Source organism: Haloarcula vallismortis ATCC 29715 (assembly GCF_000337775.1).
GTDB classification, from domain to species: domain Archaea; phylum Halobacteriota; class Halobacteria; order Halobacteriales; family Haloarculaceae; genus Haloarcula; species Haloarcula vallismortis.
In genome coordinates, this window is sequence record NZ_AOLQ01000009.1 from 46,571 (window position 1) to 66,602 (window position 20,032).

General features: G+C 62.8%; 22 protein-coding genes. 16 read left to right on the plus strand and 6 right to left on the minus strand.

Annotation, left to right across the window (positions count from 1 at the left end; all coding sequences use genetic code 11):
* The first annotated feature begins 101 nt into the window (after positions 1-101).
* The gene (gene thiC, locus C437_RS03500; RefSeq protein WP_004515497.1) at positions 102-1,544 is read left to right on the plus strand and encodes a phosphomethylpyrimidine synthase ThiC; all 1,443 of its coding nucleotides are present in this window, start codon (positions 102-104) and stop codon (positions 1,542-1,544) included.
* Between the two features lie 296 nt (positions 1,545-1,840).
* The gene (locus tag C437_RS03505; RefSeq protein ID WP_004515498.1) at positions 1,841-2,665 is read left to right on the plus strand and encodes a hypothetical protein; all 825 of its coding nucleotides are present in this window, start codon (positions 1,841-1,843) and stop codon (positions 2,663-2,665) included.
* A 19-nt stretch (positions 2,666-2,684) separates the two neighbouring features.
* Here the strand turns inward: C437_RS03505 and C437_RS03510 are convergent, their stop codons facing one another.
* Positions 2,685-3,254: an NUDIX hydrolase gene (locus C437_RS03510; protein WP_004515499.1), complete on the minus strand. Its 570-nt coding sequence runs from the start codon at positions 3,252-3,254 to the stop codon at positions 2,685-2,687.
* Between the two features lie 153 nt (positions 3,255-3,407).
* Here C437_RS03510 and C437_RS03515 point away from each other — a divergent pair, with 153 nt between their 5' ends.
* The 6 genes from C437_RS03515 to C437_RS03540 all read left to right on the plus strand — a co-directional run bounded on the left by C437_RS03515 (position 3,408) and on the right by C437_RS03540 (position 6,902).
* Positions 3,408-3,593 (plus strand): hypothetical protein, encoded by a 186-nt coding sequence (locus tag C437_RS03515; RefSeq protein ID WP_004515500.1) that lies wholly within the window; start codon positions 3,408-3,410, stop codon positions 3,591-3,593.
* 7 nt (positions 3,594-3,600) lie between these two features.
* Positions 3,601-4,026, plus strand: a complete 426-nt coding sequence (locus C437_RS03520) for an RNA-binding protein (RefSeq protein WP_004515501.1) — start codon at positions 3,601-3,603, stop codon at positions 4,024-4,026.
* Positions 4,026-4,745, plus strand: a complete 720-nt coding sequence (locus C437_RS03525; protein ID WP_004515502.1) for an RNase P subunit p30 family protein — start codon at positions 4,026-4,028, stop codon at positions 4,743-4,745. The genes C437_RS03520 and C437_RS03525 overlap by 1 nt, the downstream gene beginning before the upstream one ends.
* Positions 4,746-4,826: 81 nt before the next feature.
* Positions 4,827-5,312, plus strand: coding sequence for an Rpp14/Pop5 family protein (locus C437_RS03530; protein ID WP_004515503.1), 486 nt, complete (start codon positions 4,827-4,829; stop codon positions 5,310-5,312).
* 2 nt (positions 5,313-5,314) lie between these two features.
* Positions 5,315-6,091 carry an archaeal proteasome endopeptidase complex subunit alpha gene (psmA, locus tag C437_RS03535; protein ID WP_004515504.1) on the plus strand — a complete coding sequence of 259 codons (777 nt, stop codon included), beginning with the start codon at positions 5,315-5,317 and terminating at the stop codon, positions 6,089-6,091.
* A gap of 82 nt (positions 6,092-6,173) precedes the next feature.
* Positions 6,174-6,902: a ribosome assembly factor SBDS gene (locus C437_RS03540; protein ID WP_004515505.1), complete on the plus strand. Its 729-nt coding sequence runs from the start codon at positions 6,174-6,176 to the stop codon at positions 6,900-6,902.
* A gap of 15 nt (positions 6,903-6,917) precedes the next feature.
* On the opposite strand, the gene C437_RS03545 is transcribed toward C437_RS03540, so the two are convergent.
* On the minus strand, positions 6,918-7,265 hold the full coding sequence (locus C437_RS03545; RefSeq protein ID WP_004515506.1) for an FUN14 domain-containing protein: 348 nt from the start codon (positions 7,263-7,265) through the stop codon (positions 6,918-6,920).
* A gap of 204 nt (positions 7,266-7,469) precedes the next feature.
* Between C437_RS03545 and katG the strand changes: the two genes are divergently transcribed.
* Together katG and hflX are read left to right on the plus strand one after the other, a co-directional pair.
* Positions 7,470-9,659 (plus strand): catalase/peroxidase HPI, encoded by a 2,190-nt coding sequence (gene katG / locus C437_RS03550; protein WP_004515507.1) that lies wholly within the window; start codon positions 7,470-7,472, stop codon positions 9,657-9,659.
* Positions 9,660-9,839: 180 nt separating this feature from the next.
* On the plus strand, positions 9,840-11,150 hold the full coding sequence (gene hflX, locus C437_RS03555; RefSeq protein ID WP_004515508.1) for a GTPase HflX: 1,311 nt from the start codon (positions 9,840-9,842) through the stop codon (positions 11,148-11,150).
* A 9-nt stretch (positions 11,151-11,159) separates the two neighbouring features.
* On the opposite strand, the gene C437_RS03560 is transcribed toward hflX, so the two are convergent.
* From C437_RS03560 to C437_RS03570, 3 genes are read right to left on the minus strand one after another with little or no spacing between them, the layout of a single operon-like run.
* The gene (locus C437_RS03560) at positions 11,160-12,602 is read right to left on the minus strand and encodes a bifunctional ADP-dependent NAD(P)H-hydrate dehydratase/NAD(P)H-hydrate epimerase (RefSeq protein ID WP_004515509.1); all 1,443 of its coding nucleotides are present in this window, start codon (positions 12,600-12,602) and stop codon (positions 11,160-11,162) included.
* 46 nt (positions 12,603-12,648) lie between these two features.
* On the minus strand, positions 12,649-12,924 hold the full coding sequence (locus C437_RS03565; RefSeq protein WP_049919587.1) for an acylphosphatase: 276 nt from the start codon (positions 12,922-12,924) through the stop codon (positions 12,649-12,651).
* A 53-nt stretch (positions 12,925-12,977) separates the two neighbouring features.
* Positions 12,978-13,886, minus strand: a complete 909-nt coding sequence (locus tag C437_RS03570; RefSeq protein ID WP_004515511.1) for a DNA-3-methyladenine glycosylase family protein — start codon at positions 13,884-13,886, stop codon at positions 12,978-12,980.
* 249 nt (positions 13,887-14,135) lie between these two features.
* Between C437_RS03570 and C437_RS03575 the strand changes: the two genes are divergently transcribed.
* On the plus strand, positions 14,136-14,609 hold the full coding sequence (locus C437_RS03575) for a DUF555 domain-containing protein (RefSeq protein ID WP_004515512.1): 474 nt from the start codon (positions 14,136-14,138) through the stop codon (positions 14,607-14,609).
* 139 nt (positions 14,610-14,748) lie between these two features.
* On the opposite strand, the gene C437_RS03580 is transcribed toward C437_RS03575, so the two are convergent.
* Complete coding sequence (locus C437_RS03580) at positions 14,749-14,985, minus strand: UPF0058 family protein (protein WP_004515513.1); 237 nt, start codon at positions 14,983-14,985, stop codon at positions 14,749-14,751.
* 284 nt (positions 14,986-15,269) lie between these two features.
* Between C437_RS03580 and C437_RS03585 the strand changes: the two genes are divergently transcribed.
* The 5 genes from C437_RS03585 (at position 15,270) to C437_RS03605 (ending at position 20,010) form a co-directional block, all read left to right on the plus strand.
* Positions 15,270-16,103, plus strand: a complete 834-nt coding sequence (locus C437_RS03585) for a VOC family protein (RefSeq protein WP_004515514.1) — start codon at positions 15,270-15,272, stop codon at positions 16,101-16,103.
* Between the two features lie 166 nt (positions 16,104-16,269).
* A complete protein-coding gene (locus C437_RS03590) occupies positions 16,270-16,908 on the plus strand; it encodes an alpha/beta hydrolase (RefSeq protein WP_004515515.1) in 639 nt (212 codons plus the stop codon).
* Positions 16,909-17,015: 107 nt separating this feature from the next.
* The gene (locus C437_RS03595) at positions 17,016-18,101 is read left to right on the plus strand and encodes a DUF3179 domain-containing protein (protein WP_004515516.1); all 1,086 of its coding nucleotides are present in this window, start codon (positions 17,016-17,018) and stop codon (positions 18,099-18,101) included.
* The gene (locus C437_RS03600) at positions 18,091-18,693 is read left to right on the plus strand and encodes a hypothetical protein (RefSeq protein WP_049919589.1); all 603 of its coding nucleotides are present in this window, start codon (positions 18,091-18,093) and stop codon (positions 18,691-18,693) included. Before C437_RS03595 ends, C437_RS03600 begins: the two co-directional genes overlap by 11 nt.
* A 132-nt stretch (positions 18,694-18,825) precedes the next feature.
* The gene (locus C437_RS03605; protein ID WP_004515518.1) at positions 18,826-20,010 is read left to right on the plus strand and encodes a vWA domain-containing protein; all 1,185 of its coding nucleotides are present in this window, start codon (positions 18,826-18,828) and stop codon (positions 20,008-20,010) included.
* Positions 20,011-20,032 lie beyond the last annotated feature (22 nt).

Here is a 20,032-nt window from a genome sequence, read left to right on the forward strand (position 1 = left end):
GTTCGCGTACATCGGTGTTGGGGTCGGTCCCAGTATTGACAGGGCTTCTTTACCACGACCGAACACCGTGATTTATAACCAAGTAGTATAACCTAGTGGTTATGACGCAGCTAGCAGCGGCCCGGAACGGGACCGTCACCAAAGAGATGGAGCGGATCGCCGAGCGCGAGAGCGTCGCGCCCGAATTCGTCCGGCAGCAAGTCGCCGACGGACAGGCGGTGATTCCCGCAAACGTCGGTCACGACGCACTCGACCCGATGATTATCGGCCGGGAGTTTGCGACGAAGGTCAACGCGAACATCGGCAACAGCGAGGAGACCAGCGACATCGAGGGCGAACTGGAGAAGCTCCACACTGCCGTCCACTACGGCGCAGACACAGTGATGGACCTCTCGACAGGGAGCAATCTCGACGAAATTCGGTCGGCCAACGTCGAACATTCGCCGGTCCCAATCGGAACGGTCCCCATCTACGAAGCGGTCAAGCGCGCCGGTGATGCGAGCGAGATTACGCACGAACTACTGCTGGATGTCATCGAGAAGCAGGCGAAACAGGGCGTCGATTACATGACCATCCACGCCGGTGTCCGGATGGAACACCTGCCGCTGACCGACGGCCGGAAGACGGGTATCGTCTCCCGTGGCGGTTCCATTCTCGCACAGTGGATGGAGGAAAACGGAATGGAAAACCCACTGTACGCAACATTCGAGGAGATCTGCGAGATATTCCGCGAGTACGACGTGACCTTCAGCCTCGGTGACGGCCTTCGGCCGGGCTGTCTTGCCGACGCCGGCGACGACGCGCAGTTCGCCGAACTGGACACGCTCGGGGAACTCACGCGAACCGCACGGGACCACGACGTACAGGTGATGGTCGAAGGCCCAGGTCATGTTCCGATGGATCAGGTCGCCGCGCAGGTCGAACGACAGCAGGAGGTCTGTGACGGCGCGCCGTTCTACGTCCTCGGTCCGCTCGTGACCGACGTTGCGCCGGGCTATGACCACATCACGAGCGCCATCGGCGCGACGGAGGCGGGTCGTGCCGGCGCGGCGATGCTCTGTTACGTGACTCCCAAAGAGCACCTCGGTCTCCCGGAGCAATCCGACGTGCGGGACGGGCTCGCGGCCTACCGCATCGCCGCTCACGCCGCCGACGTGGCAAACGGGCGCGAGGGGGCACGGGACTGGGACGACGCCCTCTCGGAAGCCCGATACGCCTTCGACTGGCGCGAACAGTTCGACCTGGCGCTGGACCCCGAGCGCGCCCGCGAGTACCACGACCAGACGCTCCCTGGCGACAACTACAAAGAGGCACGCTTTTGTTCGATGTGTGGCACGGAGTTCTGCTCGATGCGCATCGATCAGGACGCGCGGGAAGACGGCGAGATGGAATCGATAGAAGCCGATGCCGACGACCGGACTGCCATCGAAGACTCGCCAGCGGCGGAAGTAAACCGGCCACCCGTCGGTACCCACGACAAGGCTGATGTTCCCGGCCCTGACGCCGATAGCGACTCTGGAACAGGAGGGCGTGCCGACGATTAGCACGGCGATAGTTCTTTATAACCGGTGTTCGTCTATTGAAACGATGTCAAAGAAAGTCATCGCCTTCGTCGCGGTCGCTGCGCTTGCCCTCGTGTACGTCGTCAAGCGGTAAAGCTGTTCGAATAGGCTGTATCGCTAGCTGAATCTACTACCGGCCGCCCTTCCCACTGGTCCTCAACGGCGTCGCACGGGTGGGGTATCCCGATGGCCGGCAGTATTCTCCCGGTTTCTGCGCTGTCAGCAATAGCGCCGTCACTTTCCGAACCCTTACCCGACGAACGGCCGTACCAGCGTGTATGTACGGCGTCGTCACCCGTAACGAGGAGGAGACGGAGTGGTCCGAGTTCGACCGAGCGTTCTACGAGGTCAAGGACGTAACCGGCCGCGCTGTCGAACCGATTGCGGGCGCGGTAAACATGGTATCCTGTTTCGGAGATAACGCGGTCGAGAGCGAGGAAGACCTGCTCGCGTTCGACGACGAGGGGACGCCGGCGACACGGAACCAGCCCTACTTCGACTGGACGTACGTCTGTCCGACCCACGACCGCTACCGGGAGGGTCTACTCGACATCATCGAGGAGGCGGCGGCCGTCAACGAGGATGTCCGCCTCGACGATGTTGGTTTCCCTCGGGACGAGTACTGCCACTGCGACCGTTGCGAGCAGCGCTTCGCCGACAGCGAGTTCGAGGACTGGTCGGCCTGGCGCAGTAACGTCATCACGGAGTTCGTCGCGGAAGCCCGCGAGCGCGTGCCCGGTGAGATGTATCTCACGCTGTATCCGGACCCCTACCCCGGCCACCTCGAAGCCCGCTCGGGCGTCGCGGTCGACGATATCGCCGCGTACGTCGACGAGTTTGTTGTCCCCATCTACGACATGGCCTACTCGACGACGTACTGGCTAGAGATTCTCGCAAAGGGCTGGCAGGATCGCCTTTCGACGCCGTTCAGCATCGAACTGTACGCCGTCGACGTAGACGTCGACGACCTCTCGAAGGCCGTCGAAGTGGCCGATGAGTACGCCGAGACCGTGTTGTTCGGCTACGACGCCAGCAACGCCCGTGCGACCATCCGGCGGATGAACGCCGACGCTCGCGAGGGGCAGTCGTTCGGGCCGGAGTAACGCACTCAATTCCGGCGGCTTAGGCCCTGCCGCCGAACCGCTGTCCGCGCCACTGCAGAATCTCCTCACGGTCACGCGTATCGGCCGGCAGTTCGTCGAACCACCGGGCCTCGCTGATTTCGTGGTCCGGGTCGTTGACGGCGATATCGGTCGTCTCCGCTTGTGCTTCGTACACCGGCAAAACGCCCCAGGCCATGTTGCCGTCACAGTAGAACTCGACCCGTCCGAGCATCGCCAGACCCTCAATTGTCGCTTCAATGCCGCTCTCTTCGTCTAACTCCCGCAGTGCGGCCTCCTGAAATGATTCGCTGGCATCGAGTTCACCGCCGGGAAGAACCCACATATCGACGCCTTCGTGCCGGACGAGCAGGAGTTCGCCAGTGGGTCGGTATGTGAGGGCGTGCGCGCCATAGGGCGCACCGTGGTCCCGGGCGACGGTGGCCACGTCTCGGAATCGGTTCCGCGGGACGTTCCGATGGCGCGTGAACTCGACGTAGCCGCTGTACTGCTCCCGGAGCCGGTGATACGTCTGCTCGGCGGTCTGACACGCGCCGTCGGCGAGAAACCACAGGTCGTCGACGCTCGTCATCTGTTCGAACGCTGTGTGAGCGCCCGCCGTGAGGGCGACGAGTATCCGGGGACCCCTGCCGTGTTGCTCATGGCAAGCCGTTGGCGCGAGGTGCCTATAAGCCTTCGACACCGAATCAGTCCCTTTTTGACGAGCCACCGAGTACCGCCGGGTATGGCATTCGAAGAGGACGACAGCGTTATTCTCCACGATGAGCACAGCGACTACGACGGCGAGGAAGGCACCATCACGCAGGTCGTCGAGACGATGTTCGGCGACGCCAACTACACGGTTTCCTTCGAGGACGGACAGGAGCAGGGCGTCCCCGAGGACAACCTCGAAGCCGCTGAGGACGAGTAGGGCCTCGATGTCGTCGGTTCCGTTCCACTACGTCGACCTTCGGACCTTCTGTTACGCGACAGAGGACGACAAACGTGTCAAGCAAGCGCTCCGGGCGTTTCTCCCGGAGGATTACCCTGTCGAGCGCGCCAAAAGCGAGGGGCACTACGGTGACCGCATTATCGTCCTCTCGGCTCGCGTCGAGAACGCCGACGACATCCGTCACGTGCTCACGCAGGTCGCGTCAGCGCCGGACATCGACGCGGTGCGTGCGGAACTGGACGACCGGGTCGACGACAACTGCTCGTTCTTTCTCACCTTCGACAAACAGGCCGCGTTCGGCGGGGATGTCGAGCGCGGCGACGGCATTACGCTCCGGGCGAAAGTCGAGGCCTATCCCGCAAAGCGGGAGAAGGCCGTCGAAAACGCCCGCGAACTCTTAGAGGAGTTGTGATGTACGAGGCCGTCTACGCCCATCCCGACGGCGACAGCACCGTCGCCCGGCACGCGCTGACAGCCGCCGACTCGGGCTATGACGGCATCGTCGTCAGGAACCACGGCGACGAACAGGCAGAGTACGACGCCGACGCCGTCGCTGAGGAGTACGGGGTCGACGTGGCCGAGGGCGTCGAGGTCCGGGCCGACGACCCCTCGCGGGCGAGCGGGTTTGTCGGGAACTACCGTAGTGACCGCACGGTCGTCGTCGTCCACGGCGGCGACCGCCGTATCAACCGGTTCGCGGTCGAGCAACCGACCGTCGACGTACTCGCCCATCCGATGCGTGAGGACGGCGATTTCAACCACGTGCTGGCGAACGCGGCGGCCGACAACGGTGTCCGCGTCGAGTTCGACTTCGGCCCGGTGCTCCGGGCGTCCGGCGGCAGTCGCGTCCGGGCTATCAAGGAACTCCGGAAACTCCGGGAACTGGTCGAGAATGCGGGCGCGCCGTTTGTCATCTCGGCGTCGCCGACTAATCATCTCCAGATTCGCGCACCGCGGGATATCGCTGCAGTCGGGGAGACCGTCGGCTTCGACGCCGACACCGTCCGCGAGGGACTGGCAGAGTGGGGCCGCGTCGTGGAGCGCAACCGCGAACGCCAGAGCGACGCCGTTATCGAACCGGGCGTTCGGTTGGAGGACGGCACAGGCGAAGTCAGTGATAACGGGGAGTAGCTACGCCATCGATCTGCTGACCACAAAGACTGCCAGTAGCCACACCACACCGCTCATTGTCCTTCGCGCCAACACTCACGCATGAAACACCTCCCGAAGCACCTCCGCCCCCGATGGCGCTATCTCGCCGTCGACATCGAGACGTGGCCGAACGCCTCCTTCGGCCGCCGGGCGTTCCAGCGCGAGGTGTGGTACGCCGCCCAGAACCTGCTTGGCGACACCGGCAGCGCCGAGACGGATATGACCGTCCTCCAGTTCCACGACTACGACGGCACGGCCGAAGCCATCGTCCGAACGCGACGCGGTCAGACGGACTCAGCACGTGCGGCGCTGGCCTGCATTGACAGCGTCGATGACGACGAGATTCGGGTCCGTGTCCGGGGGATTAGCGGCACTGTGCGTGCCTGTGAAGAAAAGTATATACGCGGGCCGCCGGAAGCCACTGAACAGAGACACGTCGTGTTCGAGAACGCAGACCGGAGCGCTGCTGTTCGGCCGCCGCGCTACGATGTCGAAGCGGCCTCCGACGGTGCGTTTGTCGGCGCGACAGCACTCGATTTCCGATAACTATGCAGGGACAAAATCAACAGCAGGCCTACGACCGCGGGATCACTATCTTCTCGCCGGACGGACGCCTCTACCAGGTCGAGTACGCCCGCGAAGCGGTCAAACGCGGCACAGCAAGCATCGGCGTCAGAACGAGCGACGGCGTCGTTCTCGCCGTGGACAAGCGCATCCGGTCGCCGCTGATGGAGCGCTCCTCGGTCGAGAAGATACACAAGGCCGACGACCACATCGGTATCGCCTCGGCCGGTCACGTCGCCGACGCCCGACAGCTCATCGACTTCGCCCGTCGACAGGCGCAGGTGAACCAGCTACGCTACGGCGAGCCGGTCGGTGTCGAGACGCTCACCAAGGAAATCACCGACTACATCCAGCAGTACACGCAGGTCGGCGGTGCGCGCCCGTTCGGCGTCGCGCTCATCATCGGCGGCATCGTCAACGGCGAGCCGCGCCTGTTCGAGACCGACCCCTCCGGGACGCCCTACGAGTGGAAGGCCCTCGCTGTCGGGGCCGACCGTGGCGATATCCGGGACTACCTCGAAGAGCATTACGACGAAGGGATGGACCTCGACGACGGCGTCGACCTCGCGCTGGCCGCCCTCGCGTCGGTCAACGACGACGAACTCTCCCCGGAAGGTATCGGCGTGGCCACGGTCGACGTCGAAACGGAGACGTTCGGCCAGCTGACCGACGAGGAGAAGGAGGCTCACCTCGCGGAGGCTGACCTGCTTGATACCGGTGAAGACGCGGACGACGAAGGCGAAGACGCCACCGAAGAGTAACGCTTCCGACGGCCCTCGCGGGCGATTGGACTTTCTCCGTCACGCAGTAAGGCCTTTAACTGGTCCACTGCTACCGACGGGTATGATATCGCTTGACGAGGCGGTGACGGCGCGCCTCGAATCCCACGGTCAGCGGTTCGAGGTACTGGTGGATCCGGACGCTGCGCTAGCGATAAAGCGCGATGACTTCGACGGTGACCTCGAAGACGTTATCGCAGCGGAGGACGTGTTCGAGGACGCCTCGCGGGGGGACCGCCCGCCCGAGAACATGCTCGAAGAGGTGTTTGACACCACCGAGCCGATGGCTATCATCCCCGAGGTCATCAAGCGGGGAGGGATTCAGATCACGGCCGACCAGCGCCGCGAGATGCAGGAACAAAAGCACAAACAGCTCATCCAGCGGATCACCCGCAACGCGGTCAACCCGCAGATGGACGACGCGCCACACCCGCCGGAGCGCATCGAATCCGCGCTCGAAGAGACTGATTTCAGGGTTGATCCGATGGAGCCGGTCGAGGCACAGGTCGATGACGCTCTCGATGCACTCCGGCCAGTCATTCCAATCCGGTTCGACGAAGTCACTGTCGCCGTACAGGTCCCCGCTGACTACGCCGGGAGTGCTCAGGCACAGATACGGCAGTTCGGCGACCTCGAACGTGAGGAGTGGCAGTCCGACGGTTCGTGGGTCGGCGTTATGACGTTCCCTGCCGGTCTGCAAAACGACTTCTACGACGTGGTGAACGAACACACGAGCGGCGAGGCAGAAACACAGATCATCAAAGACGAAGACGACATCAGTACGCGCGGCTGACGCCGCGGCGTCGCGTTACCCCTTCTTGAAGCCGACGAGAAAGCCGGCGGTGAAACCGGCGCTGACCGGTAGGGCAGAGAGCAGCGAGGTGACCCACGACGGCGGTTGTGTCGCTGCCGCATTCCCGGCGCTGCCAGTCGCGTTCTGTGCGGTCCCACCTATCGCGTCCCAGTTCACCTCGAGAATCCCGCGTGTCTCGAGGAACTTGAACAGCGCTAGCTCAATGCCGACGATGACGGCGATGAGCTTTGCGACCTTCTTGGCAGCGAATCCGATGATGCCACCGATAAGGCCGCCGCCACCGAATTCGAGGCCCATCTGCTGGAGGCCCAACCCATCTAGTTGGAGTACGAACTCATCCATACCGCGTACCTGACCGTCTGCTTATAAATCCTTTATGCTCCTCCGTTTAGTACCAACTCTCATATCTAAATGTATCAGAAAGAAGTAACTTAGTTCCTGCTAGGGTATCCCAAAGAATTCAGGGGATTATTTTCGACACAATGCTATTTCTTTACTCATATCCAAAGATTTGTATCCGAGGGACGAATCCTTCTTACTGTTAAGATGGCAGAAACACCGAACTCCGATACAAGCGGCGCCGCAGGTGGGCATTCAAAGCGACCGAAATCTAATCAGGACTGGTGGCCAAACAAGCTGAATCTGGAGATTCTCGACCAGAACGCGCGGGACGTCGGTCCGATGGAGGCTGACTTTGATTATGCAGAAGAGTTCCAGAAACTCGATCTCGAAGCGGTGAAGTCGGACCTCGAAGAGCTGATGACCTCATCACAGGACTGGTGGCCGGCCGACTACGGCCACTACGGCCCGCTGTTCATCCGTATGGCCTGGCACAGCGCCGGGACGTACCGGACCGCCGACGGCCGCGGCGGCGCGGCTGGCGGTCGACAGCGCTTTGCACCGATCAACAGCTGGCCGGACAACGCGAATCTCGATAAGGCGCGGCGGCTGCTTCTGCCGATCAAGCAGAAGTACGGTCAAAAGATCTCATGGGCTGACCTGATGATCCTCGCCGGGAACGTCGCCATCGAGTCGATGGGATTCAAGACGTTCGGCTACGCCGGCGGTCGCGAGGACGCTTTCGAGGAGGACAAGGCTGTCAACTGGGGGCCAGAAGACGAGTTCGAGACGCAGGAGCGCTTCGACGAGCCCGGCGAAATCGAAGAAGGGCTCGGTGCCTCTGTGATGGGTCTCATCTACGTGAATCCGGAAGGGCCAAACGGTAACCCGGACCCGGAAGCGTCTGCGAAGAACATCCGGCAGACGTTCGACCGGATGGCGATGAACGACAAGGAGACGGCTGCACTCATCGCCGGCGGCCACACGTTCGGAAAGGTCCACGGCGCTGACGACCCCGAGGAGAACCTCGGCCCCGAGCCGGAAGCGGCCCCCATCGAGCAGCAGGGCCTCGGCTGGGAGAACGATGGCAGCAAAGGCGGCGAGATGATCACGAGCGGTATCGAAGGGCCGTGGACCCAGTCGCCGACCGAATGGGACATGGGCTATATCAACAACCTGCTTGACTACGAGTGGGAGCCGGAGAAGGGCCCCGGCGGCGCGTGGCAGTGGGCACCCAAGAGCGAGGAGCTGAAAAACAGCGTTCCGGACGCCCACGACCCGGACGAAAAGCAGACGCCGATGATGCTCACGACGGACATCGCGCTGAAGCGAGACCCGGACTACCGAGAGGTCATGGAAACCTTCCAGGAGAACCCGATGGAGTTCGGGATGAACTTCGCGAAGGCCTGGTACAAGCTGACCCACCGCGACATGGGGCCGCCCGAGCGGTTCCTCGGCCCTGAGGTTCCTGACGAGGAGATGCTGTGGCAAGACCCGCTCCCGGACGCCGACTACGACCTCATCGGGGACGCGGAGATTGCCGAGCTGAAGGACAAAATCCTCGACTCGGACCTCTCTATCTCTCAGCTCGTCAAGACCGCGTGGGCGTCAGCGTCGACCTACCGCGACAGCGACAAGCGCGGCGGCGCTAACGGCGCTCGCCTCCGGCTCGAACCCCAGAAAAGCTGGGAGGTCAACGAGCCCGAAGAGCTAGAGGCCGTCCTTGGGACGCTCGAAAACATTCAGGCGGCGTTCAACGACTCGCGCTCCGACGGGACGCGGGTCTCGCTTGCGGACCTGATCGTGCTGGGCGGCAACGCGGCCGTCGAGCAGGCAGCAGCGAACGCCGGCTACGACGTCGAGATTCCGTTCGAGCCCGGACGAGTAGACGCCGGGCCGGAACACACCGACGCCCCCTCCTTCGACGCACTGAAGCCGAAGGTCGACGGGGCGCGAAACTACATTCAGGACGATATCACGCGACCGGCCGAGGAAGTGCTGGTCGACAACGCGGACCTGCTGAACCTGACGGCGTCAGAACTGACGGCCCTGATCGGCGGGATGCGCTCTATCGGTGCGACCTATCAGGACACCGACCTCGGCGTCTTCACCGACGAGCCGGAGACGCTGACAAACGACTTCTTCGTGAACCTACTCGACATGGGCACGGAGTGGGAGCCGGCAGCTGACTCCGAACACGTCTATAAGGGTCTCGACCGCGACACCGGCGAGGTCAAGTGGGAAGCCACACGCATCGACCTCATCTTCGGTTCGAACGACCGGCTGCGGGCGATTTCTGAGGTCTACGGCTCTGCCGACGCGGAGGAGAAGCTCGTCCATGACTTCGTGGACACGTGGAGCAAGGTCATGACGCTTGACCGCTTCGACCTCGAATAGGCCGGATTGCACGCCACCGCCTCGGTGGCTGTACCCGACTATCGCAAGCGCTCCCATCGCAGCAAGCGACCCCTGTTACCCCGCGGAATCTGCCGTTTTGCCGCCGAACCACTGGTTCACTGGACGTTGCTGTGAACCGCCCGGGGGGTTAAATAATCGGACACCGTATCTCCGTAACGAGTGACGGCGACACACACCACCGAACGAGCGGTCATCGCGAAGCGCGTCGACAGTGGCACCGCCGACACCGAAGAGATCCGGGACCTCGCCCGGGCTGCCGGGTACGATGTCGTCGGTGAGGTGACGCAGACCAGAACGGAGGACCCAGCGTACCACCTCGGCGAGGGGAAAGTAACACGGCTGAGCAACGTGGTCGCCCGTGAAGGGGCCGCCGCCGTTATTTTCGACAATCAGCTCGGTCCGTACCAGACATACAACATCGGGAACCAACTCCCCGAACGGGTTCGCGTCATCGACCGCTTCCGGCTCATCCTCGAAATCTTCGGCCAACGGGCCCAGACACGGAAGGCTCAGCTACAGGTCGAACTCGCGGAGCTGCGCTATGAACTCCCGCGCGCCGAGGCCAAGGCGAGCTTAGCCAAACGCGACGAGCGCCCGGGGTTCATGGGTCTGGGCGAGTACGACGAGTCCCGCGAAGAGGACATCAAAAAGCAGATTGCCAACATCCGGGACGAACTGGAATCCATCGAGGAGACCGAGCGACACCGCCGGGAACAGCGCCGGGAGTCCGGGTTTGACCTCGTCGCGCTGGCCGGCTACACCAACGCCGGGAAGTCGACGCTTCTGCGCCGCCTCGCCGACGACCTCGAGGTGGACGAAAACGACGACCTACACCCCGACCTCGACACCACGGCCGAGAGCGAGGACCGTCTGTTCACGACGCTCGGGACGACCACGCGCCGCGCTGCGGTCGGCAAGCGCGAGGTGCTGGTCACGGACACCGTCGGATTTATTCAGGACCTGCCACACTGGCTCGTCGAATCGTTCAAGTCCACGCTCGGGTCGGTGTACCACGCCGACCTCGTCTTGCTCGTCGTCGACGTCTCCGAGTCGGTCGAGGAGATCCGGGAGAAGCTGGTGACGAGCCACGACACGCTGTACGAGCGCAACGAGGCGCCAATCGTCACCGTCCTCAACAAGACCGACATGGTCGACGACGAGGAGGTCCGGCGCAAGCGAGACGCGCTCTCGTCGCTGGCACCGAACCCTGTCGCCGTCAGCGCCAAGCAGGGGCTCAACATCGACGACCTGGCGGACCGCATCGACCACGAGCTACCGGACTACGAACGCGAACGGCTCGTGCTCCCGATGACCGACGAGACGATGAGTCTCGTCTCGTGGATTCACGACCACGCCAGCGTCGAGACGGTCGATTACGGCGACCAGGTGGTCATCGAGTTCGAGGCGCGGCCGGCCATCATCGAACAGTCCCGGGCGAAAGCTGGGGACCTGGTCGGTGCATCAGCCTGACTACGGACGCTACTGTTCTGCCTCTCGCTGCCACAGGACGCTCGGTATCTCGTCTAGCAGGTCTGTCGCGACCAGTCCGTAGCCGCGCTCGTCGACGACGCGGTCGCCGACGCGGCTGACGGTGTAGGCGGCGATTGCGGCCGCGTCAAGCGGGTCCTGAACACTGGCAAGCGCGCCCGTCACGCCCGCGAGCACGTCGCCGGTTCCGCCGACCGTCATCCCCGGATTGCCCGTCCGGCCGACGCGGGTCCGCTCGCCGTCGGAGACGATGTCGTAGGGGCCTTTCACCAGCAGCGTCTGGCCGATCTCCGATGCGAACGATTCTACGAGGCCCATCCGCTCCCGCCAGTCCTCGGATGTCTCACCACCCATACCGAGAAGTTCGCCCTGATGTGGCGTGCAGACGAGTTCGGCGTCAGTTTCGATGTTTGGCACCACCGACAACGCGTCAGCGTCGACAACGGCTGTCCCCTCGAACCCGGCAAGCAGGTCCCCGACCGCCTCCAAGGTCGCGTCGGCGTCGCCCAGTCCCGGTCCGAGGACGAGCGTGTCGTGTTCCGCCGCCAGTTCGGCCAGACGGCCGACGTGGGGCGGCGCGAGGTGGTCGCCGTCGAACGGTCTGAGGATGAGGTTCTCGCTGTAGGACTGGATCTCCCGTGCCACGACGGCCGGACAGGCGACACGGACGAGGTCGGCCCCGCCTCTGAGCGCGGCCTGAGCCGTGAGCGCCGGCGCACCGGTGTACGGGCCGCCGCCGACGACCAGCACCTCGCCGTTGTCGCCCTTGTGGCTCGCGGGGTCCCGTTCGAGGCGAGTGAGGTCGCCCCGCTCGACGAACAACTCCGCCGCGTCGGGGATGCCGATGTCGGCGACGGTGACCGGCACATCGAGGTCCGGCAGGCCGGGCTTGCTGTCGTGAAACGTGACGACGTGGTCGGCGTCGACGGCGTTGTCGGCCAGCCGTCCCGTTTCAGCGTCGAGGCCGGACGGGACATCCACAGAAAGAACGGTCGCGTCGCTCTCGTTCATCGCCTCGGCGGCCGTCGCCTCCGGTTCTCGGAGATCGCCGGCGATACCCGTGCCAAGCATCGCGTCGATGACCACGTCGGGACTCCCGAGGTCGAACGCCGTGGAGTCTGTGACCGTTTCCGTCGGATATTCAGCGTGCTTGAGAGCGTCCCAGTTCTCCCGGGCAATCGTCGTCGAGATAGCACCCGGACGGCCCAACAGGAGGACGCGGAGGTCGTAGTCGTCGAGAAAGCGGGCGGCGACGAGCGCGTCCCCGCCGTTGTTTCCCCGTCCGGCGACGATGGTGACCTGATCGCCGGGGTCAGCGATGGTACGGACCGCCTGTGCGATGGCGTGACCGGACGACTCCATCAACTGTTTGCGCGGGACGCCGAGCGCGGCGGCGTTCTCGTCGACCACTCCCATTTCGGAGCCGGTGAGCATAGCCGCGGGTTCGCCCGCCAGTGAAGTAACTCTACGGGACGGCGGCCTACCAGCGGACCTCGAAACCGTCGATGTCCTCTGGCTCCTCGTACTCGACTTCCACGTCGGTGACGTCCGCCCGTTCGCTCCCGTCGTGGCAGAAATCAACCATCGCGTCCACGTCGGCTTCCGGGCCTTCGAACACCGCCTCGACGCGGCCGCCGTCGAGGTTGCGGACCCAGCCGTCGACACCCTGGTCCTGTGCGCGCTCCCGCGTGGTCGCTCTGTAGTAGACGCCCTGAACACGACCGGAGACGAACACGTGTGCTCGCGTGCGAGCCATAGCCGAGGGTTTGCCGGCGGACTCCGTTATACTGTCGCCTTCCGTGCCGCGTCTCACTCCTCGTTACTGCCCGTTCGGAGGTAATGGAACAGATACGTCTGCGTGTAGCCGGCGTACTCCCCACCCAGTGCGGCCCGGATGGCCCGCGACGTGTCAGCGTAGTTCCCCCGCTCACACTCCGGGTAATACTCCTCGATGGTCGTCCGAATCCAGGTGTCGAGCGGGACCGCTTCGAGGTAGTCAAGCGAGAACAATAACACGCAGTCAGCGACCTTGTCTCCGACGCCAACGAAGCGGGTGAGGGACTCTCTGGCGTCTTCGTAGTCGAGACCGACGGCTTCCTCGGGGTCGGCCTCTCCCGCTGCAACCATCTCCGCGGTACGCTGGACGTATGGTGCGCGATAGCCCAGTCCGAGGTCTCTGAGTCGCCCTTCAGTCGTTTCGGCCAGCGCCGCTGGCGTCGGATAGGCGTTGTACGTCCGCCCGCCACACTCGATCTCCTCGCCGAACGCGTCGCGGAGCGCCTGCTGCATACTGTGAATCCTGGCCACGCGCATCTGGGCTGAGCAGATGAACGAAATGAGGGATCCAAACGGGGGGTCCTGTACCAGTCGCATCCCCCAGAACGTATCGTATGCCGACTGAACTACGTCGTCGTCCGGTGCCGTCGCCCGAATTGCGCCGAGATCGTCGTCAAGCCGAAGGAGTCGTCTGAGGTCCGTCTCGGCGTCGACTGTCGATTCCCATTCGAGAACCCCATCTCGCTGCCGGACACGGATGACCGCTGGTGACCCGTTTCGCTGGACCGTCGTCCAGTACCACGCGCCGCCGCCGGTCGCTCCGTCGCGCTGGTACATGTCGCCGTCGTCTCGGTTCCAGAGGTAGGACTGCCCGCTCTCGACAGTTGCCTGCAAATCGATACCGCCGGCCAGCGACCCGACATCAATGACGCCCTGTTCCATTGTCCGAGTATACGGGCCCGGAGGTAATGGCGTTACGAGTTCCGTTCCCAGTGTACTGTCACGCGTTAGTGACCTGTCAACTGAGGGCCCCCCATTCGTGGTTGCGTTTCGCCGTCGTGATGTTTTGGGGTGCCGGTCTGTGTATTGCTTGACCGTACGTTCGGTCTTTCTGACTCTTGATATCCGTGGCGTGTGGTACACACTGGTTCAGGGCTAACCTTCATTATATTGGGAAACAAACATACTACCATGAATTGCCGAGTTGTTGTCGAGGCCGCAGTCCCAGTGTACGACGTGGCATCTGCGGATGAGGCAGTTCGCATCGCTATCTCGAAAACGGGCGAGATGCTGAACCCAGACCTCAACTACGTCGAGATCAACATGGGAGACCGGCACTGTCCACACTGTGGTGAGACACTGGAACCCGCATTTCTCGCAGCTGACGAGAGCCTCGTCGCACTCGAACTGGAGATGACTGTCTTCAACGTCGAACGGGACGAACACGCCGCCCGAATCGCCCGCAAGGAAATCGGCCAGCGGCTCGAGAACATCCCGCTCGACGTGCTCGAAATCGAGGAGATTCCGGAAGAATCTGATGAGGCGGCTGAAGACGAGTCTTCGTCCTCGGAGCCGGCAACCGACGCCGACGACCTGCCATCAGACCAGTCCGGAGACGAATCGGACGACGTTTTACCCGAGTTCGAGGAATTAATCGACGAGTAAATTCGGCCCCCGAGCGATGGGAGCATTTCCGCGCTACATGCCTGGCGTATTGTAACTCTGATATATCTCCGACAGCGGTTATACGGTCGCTAACCGCAGTGCTCGTCGGGAGAACTGCGTAGAAGCTACGGGAGAACCGTTAGTCCGCGGCGGCAGAAACAGGCTCTTTGGCCTCGTCAGCCATCTCGGAGGCAATACCGTCAGCAATCGCAAAGACAGCGGCTTTGTGGTCAGTTTTCGACTTGTGAATCGATGTCGGCTTGACACCCAGCTCCTCGTATTCGTCGTGGTCCACTTCTGTCCCGGATTCAGCTTCGTAGTGGTTCTGTACCTGTGCAAGCAGGCCGTGAAGGTGGATGAGCTCCTGCTTTTTCATAGTCAACCCAAGGTAACAACTCGAAGGTTATAGTACTACTCTGATGAGGGTTAACACACGTCTCTGCCAGTAATACGTAATAGTCTATGTATAATTCTTCGATCAGAGTATATTCTAGGAATTTTACACTAAATTTTACCATTTCTCTAAAGACAATGGCACATGGTAGCAACATTCATGTGTTTGACGACGGCCCGCATCAGGTCGCACACAGTCACCGCAAACGTGCTACGGGGCCGACGGCCGGCACCCAGAATTATGGGCTGTCTACGCCTCCTTTCAACATGGACCCAGCGACCCTTCCACCGGACACCGAAATCGGTCGGGTGGCCCTGACTGTGGCTGAGTTATCGTCGACCGTCGATTTCTACCGTGATGTTGTCGGCCTCCACGTGCTAAACTCGGACGGCGACCGGACGGTACTCGGTTTGGATGGACAGGAGCTTCTGGTTCTGAAGTACCGTCCAAACGCACCATCGAGAGAGGCATCAGCAACTGGGCTGTATCACGTCGCGTTTCGCGTTCCATCACGAGCGGCGCTTGGAGACGCACTCCAGCGTATCAACTCGGAGTGGACACTCGACGGCGCATCGGACCACGGTGTCAGCGAGGCGCTGTATCTGTCGGACCCAGCCGGGAACGGCGTCGAGATCTACCGGGACTTCCCGCGGGCGTCGTGGGAGGAGACACCGTCGGGGCTCGTCGAAATGGTGACGGACCCTCTCGATACGCAGGCAGTCGCGGCTGCTGCGACTGGCAAACAGTCGATGCCCGTTGACTCCGATATCGGACACGTACATCTGGACGTCTCGTCAGTGGAGACGGCCCGGGCGTTCTACGCTGATGCACTCGGACTCCGCGTCAGGGCCACATACGACGGCGCGGTGTTCCTGGCGGCCGGTGACTACCACCACCACATCGGGGCCAACGTCTGGCAACGGCGGTCCACACCCCACAGCGGGCAGGGGCTGGCATGGTTTGAAATCCGACTCCCCGACGAAGCGACTCTTCATGCGACACAGAAGCGCCTGCGTCAGTCCGACTACGCTGTCTCCGAGACCGATACTGGTCTCACAGTACACGACGGCGACGGCATCGAACTCCGCCTGCGAACCTGAATACGGGACATTTAGGCCGACTGACCGATGTGCCAAGTCAAGTATCCTCGGGCGCTATCTATGCTATGCACGTGATACGGTGGCTGGCTGCGGCGGCCGGGCGAACGGGAATGAGAACCGACTCCGCGGGCGTGACAGGACGCGGTCGACGACCGAGGGGAGAGCGATGAGCGGCCCGCATCAGGGGCAGCAGCTCGTGACCGCGGGAACGGCGCTGTCGGAGGCGAACGCAGCGGCAGTGCTGGTCCACGGTCGGGGTGCAACGGCTCGAAGTATCATCCAGATGGGGGCGGAGTTCCAGCAGGACGGACTGGCTCTCCTCGCGCCACAGGCCGCGCGGAACACCTGGTATCCCAACTCGTTTCTTTCGCCGGTTGATCGGAACGAACCCGGGCGAACATCGGGACTGCAGGCTATCGACGACGCTGTCGCGACCGCCGGGGAAGCCGGGATTCCGACCGCTCACATGCTCGTGCTGGGCTTCTCTCAAGGGGCCTGTCTGGCAAGCGAGTTCGTTGCTCGCAACCCACAGCGCTATGGCGGCCTTGTGGCCCTCAGTGGCGGTCTCATCGGCGAGTCCATCGATGAAAGCGAGTACGAGGGCGACCTCGAGGAGACGCCGGTGTTTCTGGGCTGTAGCAATGTCGACCCGCACATCCCCGAAGAGCGGGTTCACGTCACAGCCTCGGTCTTCGAGCAGCTGAACGGGGACGTGGAGGAACGCATCTACGAGGGGATGGGCCACGGCGTGAACGAGGACGAGCTGGCGTACGTTTCGTCGCTGGTCGATACCCTCGTCGATTAGATGGTCCGACAGCCGCCCCGTTCACCGAAGCCCCCGGATAAGCGGCCGAACGGGGAGTTACCGGCACCTCACCGCGAGATTTAGTGTGTGGGGATTTCACACATAGTATGGGGCTTTCCCGCCGACGGTTTGTCGCTACGGTTGGCGCCGGTGCGACACTCGGCAGCGCAGGCTGTGTTGGGAATGACGGCTCTACTGCTGGGTCCAGCACGGCGTCGACGGTAACCGACCGGAATGACGGGTCAAAGCCACCGACAGCGGATAGTCGGCTGCATCTGGACTACGAAATCGAGACGCTCGAAGAGAACATCGTCAGCGGCGGTGTTCGTAAAGATGGGATTCCAGCCATCGACGACCCAACGTTTGCCGACACGCCACCAGAGGGACTGGCTCCGGACGACCCGGTATTCGGCGTGGCCCGGGACGGGGAGGCGAAAGCCTACCCCCAGTACATACTCGTCCACCACGAAATCGTCAACGACACCATCGCTGGCGACGCCGTCGCTGTGACGTACTGCCCGCTGACGGGCACCGCGCAGGGGTTTGAGCGTGGCCCGGTGGAGTTCGGCGTCTCCGGGCGGCTGGTAAACTCAAATCTGACGATGTACGACCGGGGCACCGATAGCTGGTGGCCGCAGATGCTGGCAACAGCGATTACAGGCCCGCTAACTGACGAGTCACTGCGAGAGTTCCGGGTCACCTGGACGACGTGGGACCGCTGGTCTAGCGCCTATCCGGAGACGACCGCTCTGACCGAAGACACCGGCTTCCAGCGGCGCTACGGCGTTGACCCGTACGGCCAGTACAACGAGAAGCGCGGCTATTATTCGAGTACACGGACGCTGTTCGAACCGCTACACGGCGACAGCCGCGCACATCCGAAAGCTGTCGTCATTGGAACCCGAACGGAAACCGGGGCGCTCGCATTTGACAAGGAAGCACTGCTGCGCCAGCGAGTGCTGACCGGCCGTATCGACGACACGCCGTACGTCGCTGTCGCTGATACCGACCTCGAAACCGGATACGCGTACGCGAACCCAGAATCGCTGTCAGTCACGGCGTCGGACGATGGCTACACGATCGGCGGGACGGCATACGATGCCGACTCGCTCCCGATGGACCGCGCGCTGTCCTTCGACGCAATGTGGTTCGCCTGGGCCGGCTTCTATCCGGAGAGCGCGTATGTCAGCTGACAGTCCGACCGACAGGGTAGGTGTGGCCCCCAGCATCCAACGCTTGGTTCGGAACACCGTGGTTGCGGTCAGCGGAGCGCTTAGCCGCCGTGACGGACAGGCGTCTCTGGGTGTGTCCGGACTGGCGTACTACCTGCTGTATCTCGCCGGTCTCGGACATCTTGGTTTCGGCCCCGCCGGCTATGAGGTGTCTGTCGTCAGTAACCCGCTTATTCATGCGTTCCGGCAGGTCGGCCCGTTCCAATGGGAACCGATTGCACTGGTGGTTGTCGGCCAAGTCGAACTGCTCGTCGCCCCGCTGAATATGCTTCTCGGGGCAGTCCTGGCATCGCTGGTCGGACTCAACCTCGCTGTCTCCGTTGTCGCGTGGCGCGGCCCAGCGGCCTGCCGTCTCGGCCCGGGTGCAGGGGCTGTGTCGGGGCTTCCGGGGCTGCTCTCCGGAGTTGCCTGCTGTGGCCCCACCATCCTGCTCGTGGTCGGCGTGCAGGCAAGCGCTGGGCTTCTCTCACTGTTCCAGTGGCTCCTCCCGCTCACTGTCGTGACGCTGTTCGGGACCCTTCTCTGGGTGGGAAGTCGGGTCGAGACACCGTGACGGTATTGTAGATAGTGCCTACTACCGAATAACAGATAGTAGCAACAGGCTACCAGACGGGACAGTGTGTGGAACTTTTTTCCCTCGATTTGAGGGAAACATATAATTACTCCGTACGACCCATCTACCAGTATGACCGCTACTGTCGTGAGCGAGGTCAACCGACCCTACGTGCCGACGGGCGGGGCGAAACTGACCGCTGAAATCGAAGTCGAGCCCGGACGGTTGGAGGAACCACCCACGCGACAGATTGCCCTCTGTATCGACGCCAGTGGGTCGATGGCCGGCGACGACATTGAGCAGGCCCGAGCCGGCGCTGAGTGGGTGTTCGGACTCCTCGACGAGGACGACTACATCTCGATTATCGCCTTCGACAACGAGGTCACGACGGTGCTTGCGCCAACGCGGTGGGGAACTATTTCGCGTGAAACGGCAGTGGACGCGGTCGCTGACATCTCAGCCGGTGGGGGAACTGACATGTACAGTGGCCTGCTGGAAGCGAAGGCATCCCTGCAGGACCTACCGACCGACGACAACACTGCTCGGCGGGTCCTGCTCCTCTCTGACGGGAAGGACAACTCCCACGACCCGGAAGCATTCGGGACGCTAGCACGCGAAATCGACACTGAAGGTATCAGAATCAAGGCAGCCGGTATCGGGAGCGACTACCGGGAGGAGACGATTCGGACGCTCGGTACCGTTGCCCGCGGTGAGTGGACACATCTGGACGCCGCCGGTGACATCGAGTCGTTCTTCGGCGACGCGGTCGAGGAGGCCGGGACCGTTGTCGCTCCCGACGCCCGTCTCGAACTTGACGTGGCCGACGGCGTCGAGGTGAGCGAAGTGTACCGCTCACTCCCACAGACCCAGTCCGTGAGCCCCGACTGGGAGAACAACGCGGCTGTCGTACCGCTGCCCGACCTCCTCGAGCGGGAGACTCAGCGAGTCGTGCTGAAGATACACGCACCTGCCAACGACCCCCAGAACTCGGTGTCGCTGGCCGATGTCACGCTGCACGCCGGCGGCGAGACGACGCGGGAGTCAGTCACCGTCGATTACACCGACGACGAGGCGAAGCTGGCCGAACACAACGAACAGGTCGACGTGGACCACCGCCAGACGGTCATCAAGACGGAACTCGGCAAGGGCAACGTCGCCGAAGCACAGACGCAACTGGAGCGGATGACGCGCATTCACGGAGAGGATACCGAAGCTGTCCAGACAGCAGAGCGGGAGACGCGTATCGTGATGGAGGGTGGGCGCAAGGAGCAGAACAAGGCGACGAAAATCGTCACTGACGAGGGTATCCAGAAGTGACTGCCCTGATCTGTGCTGTCAG

Excerpts from the sequence above, each read along its gene's own strand:
- C437_RS03510 (WP_004515499.1), bottom strand. The coding sequence starts at position 3,254 with ATGACGAGCGTCGACGACCTGTGGTTTCTCGCCGACGGCGCGTGTCAG.
- C437_RS03505 (WP_004515498.1), top strand. The coding sequence starts at position 1,841 with ATGTACGGCGTCGTCACCCGTAACGAGGAGGAGACGGAGTGGTCCGAG.
- thiC (WP_004515497.1), top strand. The coding sequence starts at position 102 with ATGACGCAGCTAGCAGCGGCCCGGAACGGGACCGTCACCAAAGAGATG.
- C437_RS03595 (WP_004515516.1), top strand. The coding sequence starts at position 17,016 with ATGGGGCTTTCCCGCCGACGGTTTGTCGCTACGGTTGGCGCCGGTGCG.
- C437_RS03570 (WP_004515511.1), bottom strand. The coding sequence starts at position 13,886 with ATGGAACAGGGCGTCATTGATGTCGGGTCGCTGGCCGGCGGTATCGAT.
- C437_RS03530 (WP_004515503.1), top strand. The coding sequence starts at position 4,827 with ATGAAACACCTCCCGAAGCACCTCCGCCCCCGATGGCGCTATCTCGCC.
- C437_RS03590 (WP_004515515.1), top strand. The coding sequence starts at position 16,270 with ATGAGCGGCCCGCATCAGGGGCAGCAGCTCGTGACCGCGGGAACGGCG.
- C437_RS03585 (WP_004515514.1), top strand. The coding sequence starts at position 15,270 with ATGGACCCAGCGACCCTTCCACCGGACACCGAAATCGGTCGGGTGGCC.
- C437_RS03580 (WP_004515513.1), bottom strand. The coding sequence starts at position 14,985 with ATGAAAAAGCAGGAGCTCATCCACCTTCACGGCCTGCTTGCACAGGTA.
- C437_RS03540 (WP_004515505.1), top strand. The coding sequence starts at position 6,174 with ATGATATCGCTTGACGAGGCGGTGACGGCGCGCCTCGAATCCCACGGT.
- C437_RS03520 (WP_004515501.1), top strand. The coding sequence starts at position 3,601 with ATGTCGTCGGTTCCGTTCCACTACGTCGACCTTCGGACCTTCTGTTAC.
- katG (WP_004515507.1), top strand. The coding sequence starts at position 7,470 with ATGGCAGAAACACCGAACTCCGATACAAGCGGCGCCGCAGGTGGGCAT.
- C437_RS03605 (WP_004515518.1), top strand. The coding sequence starts at position 18,826 with ATGACCGCTACTGTCGTGAGCGAGGTCAACCGACCCTACGTGCCGACG.
- C437_RS03545 (WP_004515506.1), bottom strand. The coding sequence starts at position 7,265 with ATGGATGAGTTCGTACTCCAACTAGATGGGTTGGGCCTCCAGCAGATG.
- C437_RS03575 (WP_004515512.1), top strand. The coding sequence starts at position 14,136 with ATGAATTGCCGAGTTGTTGTCGAGGCCGCAGTCCCAGTGTACGACGTG.
- C437_RS03525 (WP_004515502.1), top strand. The coding sequence starts at position 4,026 with ATGTACGAGGCCGTCTACGCCCATCCCGACGGCGACAGCACCGTCGCC.
- C437_RS03565 (WP_049919587.1), bottom strand. The coding sequence starts at position 12,924 with ATGGCTCGCACGCGAGCACACGTGTTCGTCTCCGGTCGTGTTCAGGGC.
- psmA (WP_004515504.1), top strand. The coding sequence starts at position 5,315 with ATGCAGGGACAAAATCAACAGCAGGCCTACGACCGCGGGATCACTATC.
- C437_RS03560 (WP_004515509.1), bottom strand. The coding sequence starts at position 12,602 with ATGCTCACCGGCTCCGAAATGGGAGTGGTCGACGAGAACGCCGCCGCG.
- C437_RS03515 (WP_004515500.1), top strand. The coding sequence starts at position 3,408 with ATGGCATTCGAAGAGGACGACAGCGTTATTCTCCACGATGAGCACAGC.
- C437_RS03600 (WP_049919589.1), top strand. The coding sequence starts at position 18,091 with ATGTCAGCTGACAGTCCGACCGACAGGGTAGGTGTGGCCCCCAGCATC.